We start from the raw sequence: 16,459 nt of genomic DNA on the forward strand, positions 1-16,459 counted from the left end.
ACCCGTACAATTCGAAACGTGATCCAACCCCGGGTCTCCCCCGCTACTTACCGCAAGATCACCATCTGGGCGCTGGCCCTTTTGGCTTTGATCATCGTGAGCGGCGGCGCGGTCCGGCTCACCGGCTCAGGGTTGGGCTGCCCCGATTGGCCGGCGTGCGACAACGACCAGCTGGTGGCGCCGCTGGAGACCCACGCCATGATCGAGTTCATCAACCGCCTCATCACCGGGCTGGTGTCGGCCATTGTCATCGCCACTGTTTTGGGCTCCCACTGGCGGAAGCCGAGGCGAGCCGACTTGGTATGGCTGTCGTGGGGCCTGGTGGCCGGAGTGCTGGCCCAAATCGTGCTGGGGGGCCTGGTGGTGTTGTACGAGCTGCCCCCGACGCTGGTGATCGGCCACTTCTTGCTGTCGATGGTGCTGCTGTGGAATGCAGCGGTGCTGCTGTGGCGAGCCTCGGAGGACTATGAGCGCCAACGCGAGCCCCGACCCCGCCCCCATTGGTTGGGCAACGGGGTGGTGGCGCTCACCTCGGTGGTGATCGTGACCGGCACAATCGTGACCGGCGCCGGGCCGCACAGCGGTGATGAGGACGCTGAGCGCATCGACGTGGCCGTGAGGGACGTGGCCCAGATTCACGGGACCACGGTGGTGGCGCTGCTGGTGGTGCTGGCCGGAATGGTGTGGTGGCTGCGCCAACGGGGCGCTCCTGAGCGAGCCCAGCGGTGGGGGCGGGCCGTGTTGGGGGTGGCGCTGGCCCAAGGGCTCATCGGATACGTGCAGTACTTCACCGGTGTACCGGTGCTTCTGGTGGGCGCCCACATCGCCGGTGCCGCCCTACTGTGGATAGTCACCGTGTTCTTCTGGCTCAACGCAAGGGGCCCGCTGGTGCGGGCCGAGGCTGACATTGCCCAGGCGGTGCCGGCATGACTCCTGCAGCGCCCGTCGAGATTGCGCCCTCTGAGGTCTGGGAGACCACCGATGACACCGACGTGCGGCCCGATCGGCCGTGGAAGGTGATCGTGTGGAACGACCCCATCAACCTGATGTCGTATGTGACCTTCGTGTTCCAGAAGCTGTTCGGCTACAGCAAGGAGAAGGCCACCCAGCTGATGCTAGATGTCCACTACAAGGGGCGGGCCGTGGTGTCGGACGGCCCCAAGGAGAAGGCGGAGATGGACGTCTTTCGCCTGCATGAGTACGGCCTGTGGGCCACCATGGAGCACGACGACTGATGGGCCAATTGTCTGTGCCTGCGCTAAGGAAAGGGACCTGATGGCACCGCGACAGCCGGTGGTGCCCAACGGCGACGGTACTTACTCACTCAACCTGCGAGAAGAGGAGCGGGCGCTGATCGCCGCAATCGTTCCCGATCTGCGGTCGCTGCTGGCTGACGACCCCAACGACGAGATGCTCACTCGGTTGTTTCCCACTGCCCGGCCCGACGATGCCGAGGCCGAGGCCGAGTACCGGGACATGGTGCGAGACGAGCTGGTGTCCAAGCGCCTGGCCCGCTTGGACATCGTGGCCGAACTGGCCGAGGCCACGGCGTTGGACCAAGAGCACTTGGCCGCGTGGATGGGGGCGGTCAACGACATCCGGCTGGTGCTGGGCACTCGCTTGGAGGTCACCGAAGACGATGAGTTTGAAGAAACCGACGAGGCCGACGCCGAATCGGTGGCCCGATCGGCCTACTGGTACCTGGGTTGGCTGCTAGAGCACCTGGTGGAGGCGTCAGCCTCAGAGCTGTAGCTGGCTATTCCTCGACAGCTCGGGCCGCCGGTTCTCCCTGGCCGGCCCGGGCGATCTCGGAGAGAGAGGCCATGGCGTTGGTGAGGCCGCTGGTGTCGAGGGGCAGGAAGATCTTGGTGGCCTGGCCGTCGGCCACGCTCTTCAGCGCTTCGAGATAGCGGATGGCGATGAGATCGGGGGTGGGATCGCCGGTGTGGATGGCGCCGAAAATCAGCTCGATGGCGTTGGCCTCACCGGAGGCCACCGTCTCGAACTGATAGCGCTCGGCGTCGGCCACTCGCATGAGGGCCTCGGCCTCGCCCTCAGCCTCGAGGATCTGGCTCTGCTTGAGACCTTCGGAGCGCAAGATGGCTGAGCGCTTGTCGCCCTCGGCCTCGGTGACGATGGCCCGGCGGTCGCGCTCGGCTTTCATCTGGCGGTGCATGGCCTCGGTCACATCGGGCGGCGGCTCGATGCGCTGGATCTCTACTCTCACCACCCGAGTGCCCCACTTGTCGGTGGCGTCGTCGAGGATCTGGCGCAGCTTGCCGTTGATCAGCTCCCGAGAGGTGAGGGCGGCGTCGAGATCCAGATCGCCCACCACGTTACGCAGGTTGGTCTGGGCCAGCTTGGTAACGGCCAACTGGAAGTTGCCCACGTTGTACTTGAGCTTCACCGGGTCGGTGGCCTCGAAGAAGATCACCGCGTCTACCGTTACCACCACGTTGTCTTTGGTGATCACCTCTTGGGGCGGCACGTCGATGACCCGCTCTCGCATGTCCACCTTGCTGATGCGCTGCACGAACGGGAGGATCCAGCGCAACCCGGAGTCCACCGTGCGCTGATAGCGGCCCAGCATCTCGATGAGGCCCCGCTCATAGGGGCGGATGATGCGGATTCCCAGCGCGGCGATCAGGATGAACGCCAACGCGATGATGATGAATAGGGCGATCACGGGTTCCATGGCTGCTACCTAGCTTTCTGTGCTCTCGGTGGGTTGCTCTTGGGGGACGGGGACCACCACCAGACGGGTGCCGTCGATTTCGGTGACCATCACCCGGGTGTCGACTTCAATGGGTTCGGCGGCGGAGGCCCGCCATTCCTCGCCCCCGATCCGCACCATGCCGGTCTGCGCGTCGTCGTCCACCCGCTCGATGATCTTGCCGTGGGCGTCGAGGAGCCGGCTGGCCCCCACTCGGGGCTGCTCATCTTTGTCGAGGCGACGGACGAACCGGCGCAAGTAGACGAAGCTGACTGCGCTGCCCGCGAAGAAAACCAGCCACTGCCAGAGGATGTGGACGTCGACCCAGGCCAGAACCGCCGCCGCGGCGGCGCCGATGGCGAAGGGGAGCAAGAAGAACCCTGCAGTGAACACCTCGGCCAGGGAGAAGACCACCGCGGAGCAAGTCCAAAGCCAACGCCAGACCTCGTTCTCCACCTCACGCTCCTTTCGCAGTGGGGATCATGGTATCTGTTTTTCGATGCGGTTCCCCGAAGGAGGGCTGCTAACGTAAATCGGCCCTCGCGGGTCGAGAGCCCCCATCGTCCAGCGGCCTAGGACGCCGCCCTTTCAAGGCGGTAACACGGGTTCGAATCCCGTTGGGGGTACCAATCATGGTTCTTCGCCCTTGCCGGGTGTTGAGCATCCCCCCTTTGGCCGGTCACCTCGATTAGGAGGTAGCCGTGTCATTGATGGAACAGGACAGGTCGCCGGAGGGACCGAGCGGCCTGTCAGAAAGGTGTTCAAGGCTAACGCGTTTGCGATGGTGTTGGGCGGGATTCTGTACCGGTGCCGACTTGGGGGTCAACCTTTCGGGCTGATCTCCGTATGCTTACCGGCAATGACCCTGGGGGCGAATTACACGGGGGTGATATAGTTCGGGAATGAGAGACTTTTTTTGAGCAGGACCGCTGGTGGAGCCTGCCGGGTGCTTGGGGGATCTCATTGGCCGCAATGTGCGGGACCCTCCGCAACCTGACAGGTTTCCTCTCCCTCGTTATCACTGGCCTATGGATCGCCCGAGTCGGCGGCATCCCCGCCAGCAGCGTCGGCTCTCTGTGGCTCACCGCTTTGGGGGCTCACGCCTTGCGCGTCGCATTGCTTCATCACGCGGCGCGCGAGATCGACAGGGCTGGGGCAACCTGGGACTAGCTGCCCCTGCTTGACCCCCTTCGGTGACTATTCCCGTCAGTTTTGTTCAAGGTCGAGGATCGCGCCCTAGACTGCGACGGCCTCGAGCAGGCGGTCACGTTGTTGGCCACAAGCCTTTGCAGGCCGAGGAATAGTCCCTTCCCGACCCTGCGTACCGCGGGTACCCAAAGGGCAGTCCAGCGATCCCTGTCCGGTGGCCTACAGGCTCAGCCCGCCGCGGGAGGCTATGTTTTACCGGCGCGGTTCGAGGATTTCGTTGACGAGGTCGGTCCCCAGCAAGCGGTAGATGTTGCAGTGTAGATAGTGCTGCCAGTCGCGGGGTTTGTGCTATTGCAGACTTTGGCGGTGGCGATGAGGTCTTTGTCGTCGTCTACGCCTGATATCCACACCTTGCCGGCTTCCTCGCCGATCTCGTGTCCGACCCACTCGGACTTGACCGCCCAGTTCGCCGCGGCCAACCACTTGCGCCGGGTGTCGCGGTCCCACTTCAGGCACGATAGTGAAGCCGAGGCCCCCCTTCGTGGAGGCATGCTCCATCAGGAGAGGCTACGTCTAGGCCGCGGAGAATATTCAGCTTGGTGTTCCGGGATGGGGCGGTTCGAATTCTCCGGAAGGCTGGCCAGCCGGTGGCCCGAGGTCTCGGAGTCAACGGGGGCATGTTGGGCAACTGAGTCCCCCGGGATGGCGGGCTAGGCGCGGACCAGCAGGCCGAACTGCCCGTTTGCGCCAGGTGGTCGCGGAATTGGGGATGGAGCGTCACGTGCTCAGGCGACCAGTGGTCATCTAGATCAACGAGGCGATGCGAGGACATCTGGATCCATCGCCCACCAGAGCACCGGCCACGACGTGGCTCACATAGTGTTGTGCAGGGGGCTGGGTCCGAGTGCCAATTTCCTTCGCAGGTGCTGCCTGTTCACCGGGGAGGCAGGGGGATCACGTCCCGGGTCCATTCAGAGAAGACATCCCCCTCATACGACACGGTGCCGTCGGCAGCCAGAGTCTTTGGGCCGCTCACTGCAACGCGAACCCCTTGGCCAGTCAGCCGGTCGAAGTTTATGAAACAACTCATGTCTTGAGCCACGAGATCGCCTCCTTCGCCTACCGAAACCTCGTATGGTCCGCCGAACTCGTCGGCGTCGAACAGGCCCCAACCGTCATGGGCGCAAGTGAGGTCGTAAACACCCGGCGCGAAGTCCTTCATTGTGAATCTCAGATAACGGCAGTTCGCAGAGGTTGGATTGCAAGCCACACCTGAGTTGACCACCGCTGGTTCAATAGGGCCGTATCCTCCACCAATCACGCCTATTGCAGGTTCCGCAGCGCTGCCGTCCGGCACCGTAGGAATAGGTACCGGCGACGGCGTGCCGTCAGGAGCCGGATCACCTCCAGGCTCCGGTGCTTGCTCAACAGGACTCCCTTCGCTCCCGAGCCCCCTGGTAGATAAGAAAGAAGTGCTGAGTTCCTCATTCGTTGTAATGAGTGCCGCAGTCGTCTCGTCCAGCGCTCCTATTGCAACGGTCAACTCCTCCCGCACGCGGTTGGATTTATCTTCCAGACGTTCCGCGACAAACAGTCCGTAAACCGTCACTCCAACGATCGCTAAGGACGCAATCGCCAATACTGTCTCCGTCGCCGCATGGAACTTTGTGCGCTTAATGGGCAGCTTGCTCTACCCATCTGAATCCACGGTCATCACCTGACACTACCAAGCTCCGACCATCCTGAGGTTCCCCCTGATGAGCGGCCAGCTGGCTTATGCGGCCCGTTCTAGTCGTTGTCGGTGGTGCTCCTCCCATTCTGCGGCGGTGTGGTAGTCGAGGATCGAGTGGATCCGCCGCGTGATGTATCGGCCGACCCAGGTGAAGAGCCTCCGGCAGGCCAGGCCCCGTGTCTCGATGCACGTCCGTGCGAGGCGCTCCCTTTTGAGGAATGGGGAGAACGACTCGACTGCGCCGGTGTCGAAGCAGTTGCCCACTCCTCTGGCGGGTTGGCGCACGCGGCAGCGGGCCAGCGCCGAGGAGAAATCCCCGATAGGTATCGCGTTCCGCGATCGGGGCGGAAGATGATCCCGGCGGTTTGGCCGCCCCGGATGCTGAGGGGGTGTGCTGGGAGTCGACGACGAAATGGGGACGGGAGTGGTCGGCCATGGAGTAGCCGGCGATGCGCCTCGATTCGATGTCGAGCACGACTGCGAGGTGCAGCCAGCCCTGGCCGGTGGGAGTATGAGTAATGCCACCTACCCAGATGTGGCCGGGCGCACCAGGGCTGAAGTCGCGGCGAACCAAATCTGCCGGTGCCGACCCGGCGTGGCCTGAGCCCTTCCAGCGGGGCGGCGCCGGCGACGGCCAACGCGTCTTCGACTTCTCGGCCAACACCGTCGCCCGCCGCATCAAAGCCGCCGCCCGAGCCGCCGGCATCGACCCCACCAACATCACCGCCAGCTCCCCGGCCTTGGGCATGGCCCAAGACCTCGACGCCTACCGCGCCCAAATGCTCGACCTCAGAAAAACAGACCGCTGACACCGCCCGAACCGCCGCCTCAAATGCCGGCTGCTGCCACCACCGGGGCGTTGCCGGCTTCAAGCGGGTCTCTGCTTCGTTTTCGGGCGCGCTGGCTGGCGTCGGGGCGGGTTACGATGGCAGGTGTGAGCCGCCGCGACGATGTGTTGGTGAAGTACGGGGCCGCGATCCGGGCCGCCGCCGAGCGAAACCATGCCCGCGCCATAGCGCTGGTGGGGTCGGTGGCCCGCGGCGAAGGCTCCCCCGACAGCGACTACGACTTTTTGGTGGACTTCGACAAAGGCGTCACCTTGTTCGACATCGGCGGCCTGGAGGCAGACCTCGAAGACCTGCTGGGAGCCCCAGTCGACGTTGTTCCCCGGTCATGTGTGCGGGAGAGTTGCCGCACCATGCTCGACGATGCCATCCCGCTGTGACCCGAAGAGACGATGAGCGGATACAAGACATCCTCGAGGCTTGTGGTCGGCTCGCCGAGATAGCGGCCCGGGGCCGATCCTCATACGACGAAGACTGGGTCGCCAGAGACGCCGCGAACTACAACCTCACGGTCATCGGGGAGGCGCTCGACGGCCTCTCAGCCGAGTTCACCGCCCGCCATCGCGATCTTCCCGTGAGGCAGGCCAAGTCCCTTCGCAACAAACTGGCCCATGAGTACTTCGTCGCTGACTCCGACATCGTGTGGGACACCATCACCCGGGATATTCCAGCCCTGGTCGCGAAGCTCGCCGCCATCAGCGGCACCGCCGGCCCATAGCACCACAAAGGGAAGTGAGGTTCCCCCCGTTGTCCGGACACTTGGTTTATGCGGCTTGCTCTAGTCGTTGTCGGTGGTGGGCTTCGTCTTGGGGTCGCCCTTGGGCGAACTTCATGTCGTGGCGGTCATCAAGCTGGTAGGGGAAGTGGCTGAGGCGCGCCTTCTGCCCGGCGATGGTGTGAGGCTCGGGGTTGTCAATGATCTTGTCTATGCCGCCGATGCGGTAATAGTCGGCCCGCTCCCAGCGGTGGTCTCTGCAGCCCTGCCACCCGCATCGAATCCGGAGCGCTAGGGCGCGGACAAGGGATCTTGAGCGGTCAGGAGGTCTGCCGCCCCGATGGCGGTGATGCGGTCGGTGAGCGCGAAGCGATGGGGGCCGGCGTACACGACGAAAAGGTGGTCGAGTTCGAGGTCGGCCAGGGCGATGTGCATCGACTTCGTGACCGCTGGCTGGGCCGTGCGCTTGATCTCAAATCCGAGGACCCGTCCGTCGGTCTCCAGGCGCAGGTCAAGCTCCGCACCTCCATGGGTCGACCAGTAGGTTGGGTCGGCGGAGGCGAATCTGGTGAGGATCTGCTCGACCACCATGCCCTCCCAGCTCGTGCCGAGCATCGGGGATCGCTCGAGGTCGTACATCGTGGAAATCCCGAGCAGGCGGTGCAGCAGGCCCGAGTCGCGGATGTAGACCCGAGGCGATTTGACCTGGCGCTTCGAGATGTTGGTGAACCACGGCCGCAGTTGGCGGACCACCAAGGCATCGCTCAGCGCGTCGACATAGCGTCTCACGGTCGACTCCGAGACATCGATCGACCGGGCGATGCGGGCCCCGTTCCAGGTCTGCCCGTGATAATGGGCCAGCATCGTCCAGAATCGCCGCATCGTCGTGGCCGGGAACCTAAAGCCCAAAGCGGCCAGATCGCGCTCCAAGAAAGTGGAGATGTAATCGTCGCGCCACCGGTTGGACGCCTCATCGGTGGCAGCCACGAAGGACTCCGGCAGGCCCCCTCGCAGCCACAGGTCGTCGAGACGCTCAGGGCCGACATCGGCGAGCCGAAAGCCCCCGAGCTCCACGAACGTCACCCGGCCAGCCAACGACTCCGAGCCGAGGCCGACAAGGTCGGGAGACGCGCTGCCCAGCACGACGAACCGGCCCGGCCTGCGGTTCTCATCCACGAGCACGCGAAGCGTGGGGAACAACTCCGGCATCCGCTGGGCCTCGTCGATGACCATCGTCTCGCCGGTGTCGCGCAGAGCCAGCGTCGGCTCGGCGAGACGGGCGAGGTCGCGATGATCTTCAAGGTCGAAGAACGCAGCCGGCGACGAGCTAACGGTCTGGCCCGCCAGAGTGGACTTCCCTGCCTGACGAGGACCGGTGAGCAACGTCACCGGAGCATGCGAAATCGCCTCGCGCAGCCTCTGCGCGTCAACCGACCGAGCAATCAATGGCACTCGGCCAGTTTATCCTTGAAATTCTGCTATGCAATAGTGGAATGTCAAGGATCGAGCAGGGCCATGTCGATCAGATCGCCCTGCGGATCACCCAACTCCAGAGCGAACCCAACTTCGATCCCGAGGGCCTGGCCACCCGAAGCTCCCAGGCGGAAATTCGAGTAGAACAGTCCACCCGGCGCGCGAGTAGAGTGCATAAGCCCCACAGCATGGTCCCGTGGTGCAGTTTGGAGTGCACGCCGGCCTGTCAAGCCGGAGGTCGCGGGTTCAAATCCCGTCGGGACCGCACAACAGAACATGGTCGGGTAGCTCAGTTGGCAGAGCGTCCGCCTGAAAAGCGGAAGGTCACCGGATCGACGCCGGTCCCGACCACCACCCACCCCCCAACGGCCCGGAGCGAAGCCCAACCCCGCTCCGGGCCGTACCCTTCTATGGAGGTACGACCTCCTCTCCTCGGTAGCCGTCCACCCTGGGACTGCGACCCCTACTGGAGGGCAGCCGAGACCGCCGCCAAGCGGGAGCGGGCCGGCCGCCGCGGGGGCTGGCGTCGTGAGCGGCCGGCGGGGCGTGTTTTTCTACCCTGCGGGCCACCGGAGGACCACGCTTCCTCCGGGGCGGCGGGCAGCGCAGATGTGGTGCCCGGCCGAGGAGTTCTACTGGGACACGCGGGGAATTAGCACAATGATGCGCGCCGGTGACAGAACCGGGGATTAACCCGAAAACACCCCCGAAGCCAGCAGGGATTGACGCGGCCGCCAAGCCAGCGCCCAGGCCCCCGCCGAAGCCAATCCCCGCGGCGCTAGCGGCCCGCCCGAGCCGCCCCAAACGCTGCACTCCGGGCGCTTATCCCGCCCCGGCAACCCCTCGACCAGGCCAAACAGCCGGAAATGTAGATCCAATCGGCCCCGAAAACACAGAACAAAACCGCCGCAAAACCCGATCTAGGGGCCGAGGGGGCGAGCGGGAGGCCCCCAAAACCGGCGCTGAGAGCGCCCCCACACCGCCAAAGCCGCCCGTTACGGCCCCTACGCCGCCCCACAGCGCCACAGCGGGCCTCAGGGGGCCACCACAGCGGCCCTGAGCGGGCCTCGGCGGGTTTAGCGGCCTCGGGCTTTCCGGGGGTGCGGTTCTATCGGCAGCGCACCGCTTCGCTGTCGCCTACTTTTTTGTTTCCGGCGATCTTGGCCTGCATTCCGACTTGATACCAACCGGCGTTCGGCACGTCGAACGTCGTCGAGGTGCCCGCAACCGCGGTTTGGCGGCCGCGGTGGCCGCGGTTCTTCGCCTCGTTCGCCCATATGTCGGGTTTGAGGGTTTCGGGGGTTTTGCTCCAAGTAGCCGTGATGACCCAGCCCGAGCCCGACGACTCGCACGAAACAGAGTCGAACGCCAAAGAGGGCTTGGCCTCGGGCTTGGGGGCTGTTGGGGTGGTTTGGCCGGTGATCCAGTCTGAGACGCCATCAGCGTTGAACGCGGCCACCCGCACGTCGTAGGCCGAGCCGTTGACAAGCCCGGTGATCGTGTGCGATGTGGCCAAGTCCGAGCCGTGGTCCAAATCCTCGGACCCCACAGCGGCGTCACCCCACGCCTGGGCCACGAGCTTCCACTGCACCCGATACCCGAACCCCGCCGCGGGCGCGGTGGCCGACGCCGACCACGAAACCGCGATCTGCTTATCGCCCGCTGCAACCGACAAGCCCGACGCCGGATCGGGAGCCGACACCGCCGGGGCTGCGGGGGTGGTTTGGCCGGTGATCCACGCCGAGACGCCATCAGCGTTGAACGCGGCCACCCGCACGTCGTAGGCCGAGCCGTTGGAAAGCCCGGTGATCGTGTGCGATGTGGCCAGGTCCGAGCCGTGGTCCAAATCCTCGGACCCCACAGCGGCGTCACCCCACGCCTGGGTCACAAGCTTCCACTGCACCCGATAGCCGAACCCCGCCGCGGGCGCGGTGGCCGAGGCCGTCCACGAGACCGCGATCTGCTTATCGCCCGCTGCAACCGACAGGCCCGAAGCCGGATCGGGAGCCGTCGCTTTCGGCTCGGGCTTGGCGGCGATTGTGCAGTTGGCGGCCTCGGCCTTTTTCAGCTCGGCAACCACGGGGCTCCAACGCGAGCTCGAGTAGGCGTCGGCGTGGCCCTGGGCCTGCGCCGAGGTCATAGCGGACACGCCGGGGAAGTCCTCAACGCACAACCCCTCCAAAGCGCCGTTCCAGCGGTCGACGTGGTCCTGGCCGTGCTGCGTCTCGGCCGCATAGCCCCTCACCGTGGCGACCAAGCTCGCCGGGGCCTTATAGGCGGGGACTGTGGGGGTGGCCTGGGCGGTTGTCGCTGTTGAGAATCCCTTGAAGTTGAACGCGGTTACCCGCACGTCGTAGGCCGAGCCGTTGGCCAGCCCGGTGATCGTGTGGGAGGTGGGCATGGTCGAGCCGCCCCACAAGTCCTCGGTGTGGTCCCAGTCGTTCACGTCGCTCCATGCTTGGGTGCTCAGCTTCCACTGGACCCGATACCCGATGGGCGCTGGGGCGGTCGATGTCGAGTCGCTCTGAGAGATTCCGTCTTTTGCTCCCGCTGGCGCTCCGGCGGACCAGGAAACCATTATCTCCCCATCGCCAGCGCCCGCAGAAACGCCGGAGGGGGCGGGGGGCGCTTCGCCGCTCTCAAGGTCAAGGTATACAACCGGGATGTTGCCATCGCAGCCACCTCCCGAGTGGTCGTATGCAAGGCAAACCTGCGGCTCGGGGTCACCCTCTGGGTCAACGAGGTAATCGCAAACGAAACTAGCGCCATAGGAGGTCACCCCATCTACGATATCGCCCGTAATCTTCGCTATTTCCTCCGTGGTGTCATCAGAAGCTCTGAGCCACCTAAAGGCCCTCCCCAAGAGGCCCACGCCTTCTTTGACGCCTCTTTTAGCGACTTTTCCGGCGACCTTCCTGCCGGTGAACCATCCCACTATCGCGTTGCCCTCTACCGAGCACACAAAACCCACTGTGTGATTTGGAAGGTCATCGAGAATGGCGCGCTTGATATCAAAGCACCAGTAGAGAGGACTGTCTTCGGGTTCGTCGGCGCAGATGCGGCCGGTTTGCTCCTCATCCGGTAAATCGTCGTGGCAGTCACCCCATTTCCCATTCTCGAAGTGCCGATGCTGGGGGGTGCCAAACCAGTCTTCGCAATCCCAAGTTGTGGCTCCTTCGGTCGGCCCGACGGGTCGGCACTTGTCGTGGTTGTAAACCGTAAAAAACCTGGGGCAGTCGGCGTTGGTGTGGTCGATGTGGCAGTAGGAAGTACCCAACAGAGAATGCGGATGCTCGCCGGGGGCTGGGTTGGTGCATTCCCCCTGAGTGTGGCAGCCGGTGACGTGGCCGTGGTCGTCTTTCGATGTCGGCCCCTGGCCGTCGGGGCATTCGTGGGGAGTGTTGGTGATGGTGTGGCAGCCCGAGACGTGGCCGTAGCTGTTGGTCGATAGGGGGTGCTCATCGTCGTTGTGGCAATAGTGCCGGTGTTTGAACGTCGAGGCCGGGTGGCAGCCCAAGACGTGGCCGTGGTGGTCTTCCGATGTGGCGTGCTGGCCGATGGGGCATCTGTGGGCGGGGCTGGTTTTGGAGTGGCAGCCCGAGACGTGGCCGTGGTGGTCTTCCGATGTGGCGTGCTGGCCGATGGGGCACGAATGGGAACCAGCGTGGCAGTAGGAAGAAGTGCCCAACAGAGAATGCGAGTGCTTGCCATCCCCCGGCGTGCAATCGTTCGAAACCGTTGGGTGTACGCATTTGTTGTTTTTCAGTTCGTGGCCGGGGTAGCATGAGAGTTTGATTGGGCGGGTTTGCGTGGCGGTGGTCACGCAGTCCGAGCCCACTTTGGTTCCCGAGCAGGGATAGGTGGGCGTCTTCGTAGCGGTGGTCACGCAGTCCGAGCCCACTTTGGTTCCCGAGCAGGGATAGGTGGGCGTCTTCGTAGCGGTGGTCACGCAGTCCGAGCCCACTTTGGTTCCCGAGCAGGGATAGGTGGGCGTCTTCGTGGCGGTGGTCACGCAGTCCGAGCCCACTTTGGTTCCCGAGCAGGGATAGGTGGGCGTCTTCGTAGCGGTGGTCACGCAGTTGTTGCCTTGGCGGGTTTCGTCGGCCGCGCACTTGGGCGAGCCAACTACCGCGGTGGTGACGCAGTTGTTGGGGCTGCGGAAGGTTCCCTGGCTTGCGGTGCAGTACCAGCGAACAGAGCTGTAGCGCACGCAGGTGTTGCCAGACGTTGAGTAGCTGGAGGGGCAGCTAGGAAGGGTGGTGTGGTAGGTGGTCGGGTGGTAGCAGCCGCCGAATAGAGACCGGTATCCAGCGGGGCACCGCTTGGCGGCGGTGTGGCGACAAACGGGGATACCGAACGCCCCGGTGGTAAGTGTGCCTGACGTGCAGCGGTAGGAAGCGGTGTTCACCACGGTGTCAACGCAAGTGTTGCCCCAGCGGGTTCCGGTTGAGCACGTTGGCGAGCCGACCACAGTGGTGGTGACGCACTCCCCGCCCGTTAAGGTGCCGGTATTGCAGCTCGGCTTGATCGGCGTTCTGGTGGTGCTTTGGCACACGTCAGCTCCGACTCCCGGCGTCACCAGCTTGAACCCGCTTTCGCATTGCGGCTTGATCGGCGTTCTGGTGGTGCTTTGGCACACGTCAGCTCCGACTCCCGGCGTCACCAGCTTGAACCCGCTTTCGCATTGCGGCTTGATCGGCGTTCTGGTGGTGCTTTGGCACACGTCAGCTCCGACTCCCGGCGTCACCAGCTTGAACCCGCTTTCGCATTGCGGCTTGATCGGCGTTCTGGTGGTTGTCGTCTTGGTGCAGCTCGACTCCGAGCCGTCCAGGTCATAGCCAGCCGGGCATTCCTTGGAGGGGTCTGGTTCATGGGCCTGGGCGGTGTGAACGAAGATCAAGCCGCTAGCGAGAATCCCCAAAGAGAGAACAACGGCAGCGATCTTGAACCAGCGGATTTGAGCGAGAAGCAGCATGGTGGCCCCTTTCGGCGCAGAGAGTCAACATCTCGCTAAGAACACCGACGCAGCCGAACCGAAAGGGGCCATGCAGAATCGTTGACCCTCTGAGATTCGTTCCGACTGCGCCGCAAAGCGCCCGGTGTTCTTAGCGGGCGCGACTGTATGCCAGCGCCTCTGCTGAGTCAACCGCGGTCAGCGGGATACAAAACCCTCTCGCGCTACAAGCGCGGCACTATCGCTCGGCTCTAAAGCAGTGTGGGAGCGCCCACAGCGCCACCACGTCGGCGGGATCGAGCGCCACCACGCCACGGCAGCGCAGAGGGCGCGGGCAACAAAAGCGGGAACCGGGAGCCAGTACGGGGCTCAGCGCTGCACCAGCGGCTAGACCAAGACCAAACGGGGCAGATCAGCGGCCCGCCGCAGAGCGCGCCCTGACACGTCTAATGATCAATGGACACGCAAGCACCAAGACGCCAGCGGCAAAGGTCGACGCTATCACGATGGCGGGGTCGATGTTCAGCAGGCCAGCGAACCACGGGGCGAAGCGCTGTGATAGAAACGGCCATCATTCAGTCCTCCCAGGTTTTCGCGAATGGTGAACCAGGTAGTACCGGCGTATGCAGATATAGGCCATGAGGGCTACGGCGCTGACAAGCAATGTCGGCCCCCAGCCAATGAACCTCACCAACACAGTGTCTTGAATAAGCACCAGCACGACGAAACGCCAAAAGAGTGAGCGGTTTCCCGCCGTTTTCTCGTTTCTCCTGTCGGCTGCGGCTCTCGAAGCGGCGGCTTGGGAGCGAGCGGCGGCCTCCGTGCGTTTCCGCTCCTTTTCCAGCCATTCCCGAGCCGGCCCAGAAGCGGTACTATCGTGGGGGTGTGGTGGGGGGTTTTGATCGCTCATTGCCCCCCACCATACACCTGCAATCGGGCCGGGCCGCCACAGCCCCGCCGGCATCAGCGGCCACAGCGGGCTCGTGGGGCGACGTGGAGGCCCTGAGCGGCCACAGCGGGCCACCCTGGGCGCTGGGGGTTTTTGTGCCGGTTCTGGTTGGTTTGGAATTATGCGGTGGGGTGCATGCTCGGGGGGGTGGTGTTGGGGGTGTTTGTGCTGGTGGGGGAGGTTTGGGGGTTTGGTTTACATAACGGGGGTTCTCTTACGGCGTCGGCGTTCCCCCAGGCCGGCGGGCCGAAAGGGCGGCGGGCCGGGGCCTCGGCGGTTTATGCACTCCCCCCGCCGGGGCCGGCCGGGCCGGTGTATGCACCTTTATGCACCGCCGAGGGGCCGTTGGCCCGGAGCTGATGCAGCGGCGCTGGATGGCCACCACGCCGGTTCCGGCGCCCCAGCAGGCCCACCACAGCGGCCGGGATCGATGCCGGCGCTCAGCCCAAGGGGCCGAGAGGATCGAGGGGATCGAGGGGATCGCCGAGGCCCCCAGCGGGAGCTGTTCAGCTCGCCCGCTTCACTTGGACCCGCGCCCGGCAGAGCACTTCAACCCAGCCGGCCCGCCCTCCGTCGCGCCTGCGCCACAGCTCGCCAGCGTCGGGGTCGGGAACCCTGCGGGTGTGGCGGGCCGCCAAGTCGGGATCGTCGGTCACCAGCCCGCAGCCGCAGCGGTACGCGAACCGGCCCGGCTCCGGGTTGGCCGCCGCCTCGTGCCACTCGGGCGGCGTGGCGGAGCTGGAGGCCATGCGCCCACCCTAACGGCCCCCGGCCACCGCGCCCGCCAGAGGCCCGAGAGCTGCGCCCAGGCCAACCACGCCCGCCAAAGGCCGCCGCAGCCGGGCTGGAGGCCCTCAGCGAGAGCGGCCGCCGCTCAGGTCCGGGGTGCGGGCTGGCGGGGGCCTCTGGCGGTCAGAGCTCGGCGGGCGGGCCAGACCGTCTCGCCCGACGCCAACGCCACCCCAGCCCCCAACTCAGAGCCGCCATCACCGCCCGAGACCAGGGCTGCATCGGCTGTGGGACCGAACCCGAATGGTGCGTCTCCCATCACATCATCGAATGGCAGCACGGCGGTCCCACCCAACAAGACAACCTCGTACTGCTTTGCCACCCCTGCCACCACCGCGACTGGACAGTCGAACACCACCCCGACACCAACCGCCCCTACCTCAAACCCCCCTGGCAGCAACCCCCCGAACCACCCCAAAGACGGTGAATTCAGAGCTTCGTCAATTCTTGGGGTCGAGAATTGAGACAAGCCGGGTTCGCTCGGCCCAATCGGTGATCGCACGATCGGCAGTGGCCAGCTGGTAGCCGCCGACGATTGCGGTGGCGGTAATGATCCGATCGGCGGGATCGGGATGGAATCCCGCCGCGCCAAGCTCAACAGACCGAATGGCGATGTCGTCGTCCACCGGGATGATGGTCAGGCCGTTCGCTAGCAGTTTGTCCCTGATATCCCGTGGAGGCTGAGCCACTTCCAGCCTCTGTTTCGACTGCAATAGGGCAAGCTCCCAGAACACGAAGGACGAAGCAGCCACAGAACCCTCATCCCATGCTGTTTCGAGCGTGGCCCTGAATCGATCTCCTATAAGATGCGAGTCAGTCGTCGCCCACAAGACGGCGTGGGTGTCAAGGAGAATCACTCGCGAATTGGGAGATCAGGATTTAGCACCCGGTCGGGATTGCTGATGGCCTCCCAATCCTCAAGAGGGATAGCGGGAGACATAATGTCGCCGGTGATCTTGATCTGATCCTTGAACATCCCGAATATTGGCTTCCGCTCCTTCACCGGAACCAGGAGCGACACCGGTTTGCCGTGCTTGGTAATCACGATCTCCTCGCCGGTCTCATTCACCTCATCCATCAGGGCTAGACACCGGTTCTTGAACTCTCCAGCAGGAATGGTGCGCTGTTTTGCTGCCATGA

General features: G+C 64.5%; 16 protein-coding genes and 3 tRNA genes. 10 read left to right on the top strand and 9 right to left on the bottom strand.

The features are described from left to right. Positions 1-18: 18 nt before the first annotated feature. Genes ACOQPI_RS17365 through ACOQPI_RS17375 form a run of 3 tightly spaced genes read left to right on the top strand, consistent with a single transcriptional unit; the run spans position 19 to position 1,752 of the window. Complete coding sequence (locus ACOQPI_RS17365) at positions 19-930, top strand: COX15/CtaA family protein (RefSeq protein WP_420620863.1); 912 nt, start codon at positions 19-21, stop codon at positions 928-930. Then, positions 927-1,235 (top strand): ATP-dependent Clp protease adapter ClpS, encoded by a 309-nt coding sequence (gene clpS / locus ACOQPI_RS17370; RefSeq protein ID WP_420620864.1) that lies wholly within the window; start codon positions 927-929, stop codon positions 1,233-1,235. Before ACOQPI_RS17365 ends, clpS begins: the two co-directional genes overlap by 4 nt. 40 nt (positions 1,236-1,275) lie before the next feature. Beyond that, the gene (locus ACOQPI_RS17375; protein ID WP_420620865.1) at positions 1,276-1,752 is read left to right on the top strand and encodes a DUF2017 family protein; all 477 of its coding nucleotides are present in this window, start codon (positions 1,276-1,278) and stop codon (positions 1,750-1,752) included. Between the two features lie 4 nt (positions 1,753-1,756). Here ACOQPI_RS17375 and ACOQPI_RS17380 read toward each other — a convergent pair whose 3' ends face one another. Together ACOQPI_RS17380 and ACOQPI_RS17385 are read right to left on the bottom strand one after the other, a co-directional pair. Then, the gene (locus ACOQPI_RS17380; RefSeq protein WP_420620866.1) at positions 1,757-2,695 is read right to left on the bottom strand and encodes an SPFH domain-containing protein; all 939 of its coding nucleotides are present in this window, start codon (positions 2,693-2,695) and stop codon (positions 1,757-1,759) included. Between the two features lie 9 nt (positions 2,696-2,704). Beyond that, positions 2,705-3,169 (bottom strand): NfeD family protein, encoded by a 465-nt coding sequence (locus tag ACOQPI_RS17385; RefSeq protein ID WP_420620867.1) that lies wholly within the window; start codon positions 3,167-3,169, stop codon positions 2,705-2,707. A 97-nt stretch (positions 3,170-3,266) separates the two neighbouring features. Here ACOQPI_RS17385 and ACOQPI_RS17390 point away from each other — a divergent pair. Beyond that, positions 3,267-3,342: transfer RNA gene (locus ACOQPI_RS17390), tRNA-Glu, on the top strand. A gap of 1,454 nt (positions 3,343-4,796) precedes the next feature. Here the strand turns inward: ACOQPI_RS17390 and ACOQPI_RS17395 are convergent. Beyond that, positions 4,797-5,084, bottom strand: coding sequence for a hypothetical protein (locus tag ACOQPI_RS17395; RefSeq protein WP_420620868.1), 288 nt, complete (start codon positions 5,082-5,084; stop codon positions 4,797-4,799). A gap of 1,028 nt (positions 5,085-6,112) precedes the next feature. Here ACOQPI_RS17395 and ACOQPI_RS17400 point away from each other — a divergent pair. The 3 genes from ACOQPI_RS17400 (at position 6,113) to ACOQPI_RS17410 (ending at position 7,157) form a co-directional block, all read left to right on the top strand. Further along, positions 6,113-6,403, top strand: a complete 291-nt coding sequence (locus ACOQPI_RS17400; protein WP_420620869.1) for a hypothetical protein — start codon at positions 6,113-6,115, stop codon at positions 6,401-6,403. A 125-nt stretch (positions 6,404-6,528) separates the two neighbouring features. Beyond that, positions 6,529-6,819 carry a nucleotidyltransferase family protein gene (locus tag ACOQPI_RS17405; protein WP_420620870.1) on the top strand — a complete coding sequence of 97 codons (291 nt, stop codon included), beginning with the start codon at positions 6,529-6,531 and terminating at the stop codon, positions 6,817-6,819. Continuing rightward, on the top strand, positions 6,816-7,157 hold the full coding sequence (locus ACOQPI_RS17410) for a DUF86 domain-containing protein (protein ID WP_420620871.1): 342 nt from the start codon (positions 6,816-6,818) through the stop codon (positions 7,155-7,157). Before ACOQPI_RS17405 ends, ACOQPI_RS17410 begins: the two co-directional genes overlap by 4 nt. A 288-nt stretch (positions 7,158-7,445) precedes the next feature. Here the strand turns inward: ACOQPI_RS17410 and ACOQPI_RS17415 are convergent, their stop codons facing one another. Continuing rightward, positions 7,446-8,606 (bottom strand): ATP-binding protein, encoded by a 1,161-nt coding sequence (locus ACOQPI_RS17415; protein WP_420620872.1) that lies wholly within the window; start codon positions 8,604-8,606, stop codon positions 7,446-7,448. A 211-nt stretch (positions 8,607-8,817) separates the two neighbouring features. On the opposite strand from ACOQPI_RS17415, the gene ACOQPI_RS17420 reads away from it, so the two are divergent. After that, positions 8,818-8,892: transfer RNA gene (locus ACOQPI_RS17420), tRNA-Asp, on the top strand. Between the two features lie 13 nt (positions 8,893-8,905). Next, positions 8,906-8,981: transfer RNA gene (locus ACOQPI_RS17425), tRNA-Phe, on the top strand. Between the two features lie 754 nt (positions 8,982-9,735). On the opposite strand, the gene ACOQPI_RS17430 is transcribed toward ACOQPI_RS17425, so the two are convergent. The 3 genes from ACOQPI_RS17430 to ACOQPI_RS17440 form a co-directional block, all read right to left on the bottom strand. Continuing rightward, complete coding sequence (locus tag ACOQPI_RS17430; protein ID WP_420620873.1) at positions 9,736-13,602, bottom strand: fibronectin type III domain-containing protein; 3,867 nt, start codon at positions 13,600-13,602, stop codon at positions 9,736-9,738. A gap of 1,434 nt (positions 13,603-15,036) precedes the next feature. Beyond that, positions 15,037-15,279 (bottom strand): hypothetical protein, encoded by a 243-nt coding sequence (locus ACOQPI_RS17435; protein ID WP_420621083.1) that lies wholly within the window; start codon positions 15,277-15,279, stop codon positions 15,037-15,039. Between the two features lie 125 nt (positions 15,280-15,404). Further along, positions 15,405-15,650: a hypothetical protein gene (locus ACOQPI_RS17440; protein ID WP_420621084.1), complete on the bottom strand. Its 246-nt coding sequence runs from the start codon at positions 15,648-15,650 to the stop codon at positions 15,405-15,407. Here ACOQPI_RS17440 and ACOQPI_RS17445 point away from each other — a divergent pair. Then, positions 15,585-15,746 (top strand): HNH endonuclease, encoded by a 162-nt coding sequence (locus ACOQPI_RS17445; protein WP_420621063.1) that lies wholly within the window; start codon positions 15,585-15,587, stop codon positions 15,744-15,746. The two genes, ACOQPI_RS17440 and ACOQPI_RS17445, sit on opposite strands and share 66 nt — an antisense overlap. A 13-nt stretch (positions 15,747-15,759) precedes the next feature. On the opposite strand, the gene ACOQPI_RS17450 is transcribed toward ACOQPI_RS17445, so the two are convergent. Further along, positions 15,760-16,176, bottom strand: coding sequence for a type II toxin-antitoxin system VapC family toxin (locus ACOQPI_RS17450; protein WP_420620874.1), 417 nt, complete (start codon positions 16,174-16,176; stop codon positions 15,760-15,762). Further along, a complete protein-coding gene (locus ACOQPI_RS17455) occupies positions 16,173-16,457 on the bottom strand; it encodes a type II toxin-antitoxin system Phd/YefM family antitoxin (protein ID WP_420620875.1) in 285 nt (94 codons plus the stop codon). Before ACOQPI_RS17455 ends, ACOQPI_RS17450 begins: the two co-directional genes overlap by 4 nt. Positions 16,458-16,459 lie beyond the last annotated feature (2 nt).

The organism is Candidatus Poriferisocius sp., assembly GCF_965219815.1.
GTDB lineage: Bacteria > Actinomycetota > Acidimicrobiia > Acidimicrobiales > Bin134 > Poriferisocius.

Bases quoted from the DNA above. Each gene is read 5' to 3' on its own strand.
- ACOQPI_RS17435 (WP_420621083.1), bottom strand. From the start codon at position 15,279: ATGGCCTCCAGCTCCGCCACGCCGCCCGAGTGGCACGAGGCGGCGGCC.
- ACOQPI_RS17375 (WP_420620865.1), top strand. From the start codon at position 1,276: ATGGCACCGCGACAGCCGGTGGTGCCCAACGGCGACGGTACTTACTCA.
- ACOQPI_RS17430 (WP_420620873.1), bottom strand. From the start codon at position 13,602: ATGCTGCTTCTCGCTCAAATCCGCTGGTTCAAGATCGCTGCCGTTGTT.
- clpS (WP_420620864.1), top strand. From the start codon at position 927: ATGACTCCTGCAGCGCCCGTCGAGATTGCGCCCTCTGAGGTCTGGGAG.
- ACOQPI_RS17400 (WP_420620869.1), top strand. From the start codon at position 6,113: ATGCCACCTACCCAGATGTGGCCGGGCGCACCAGGGCTGAAGTCGCGG.
- ACOQPI_RS17455 (WP_420620875.1), bottom strand. From the start codon at position 16,457: ATGGCAGCAAAACAGCGCACCATTCCTGCTGGAGAGTTCAAGAACCGG.
- ACOQPI_RS17395 (WP_420620868.1), bottom strand. From the start codon at position 5,084: ATGAAGGACTTCGCGCCGGGTGTTTACGACCTCACTTGCGCCCATGAC.
- ACOQPI_RS17380 (WP_420620866.1), bottom strand. From the start codon at position 2,695: ATGGAACCCGTGATCGCCCTATTCATCATCATCGCGTTGGCGTTCATC.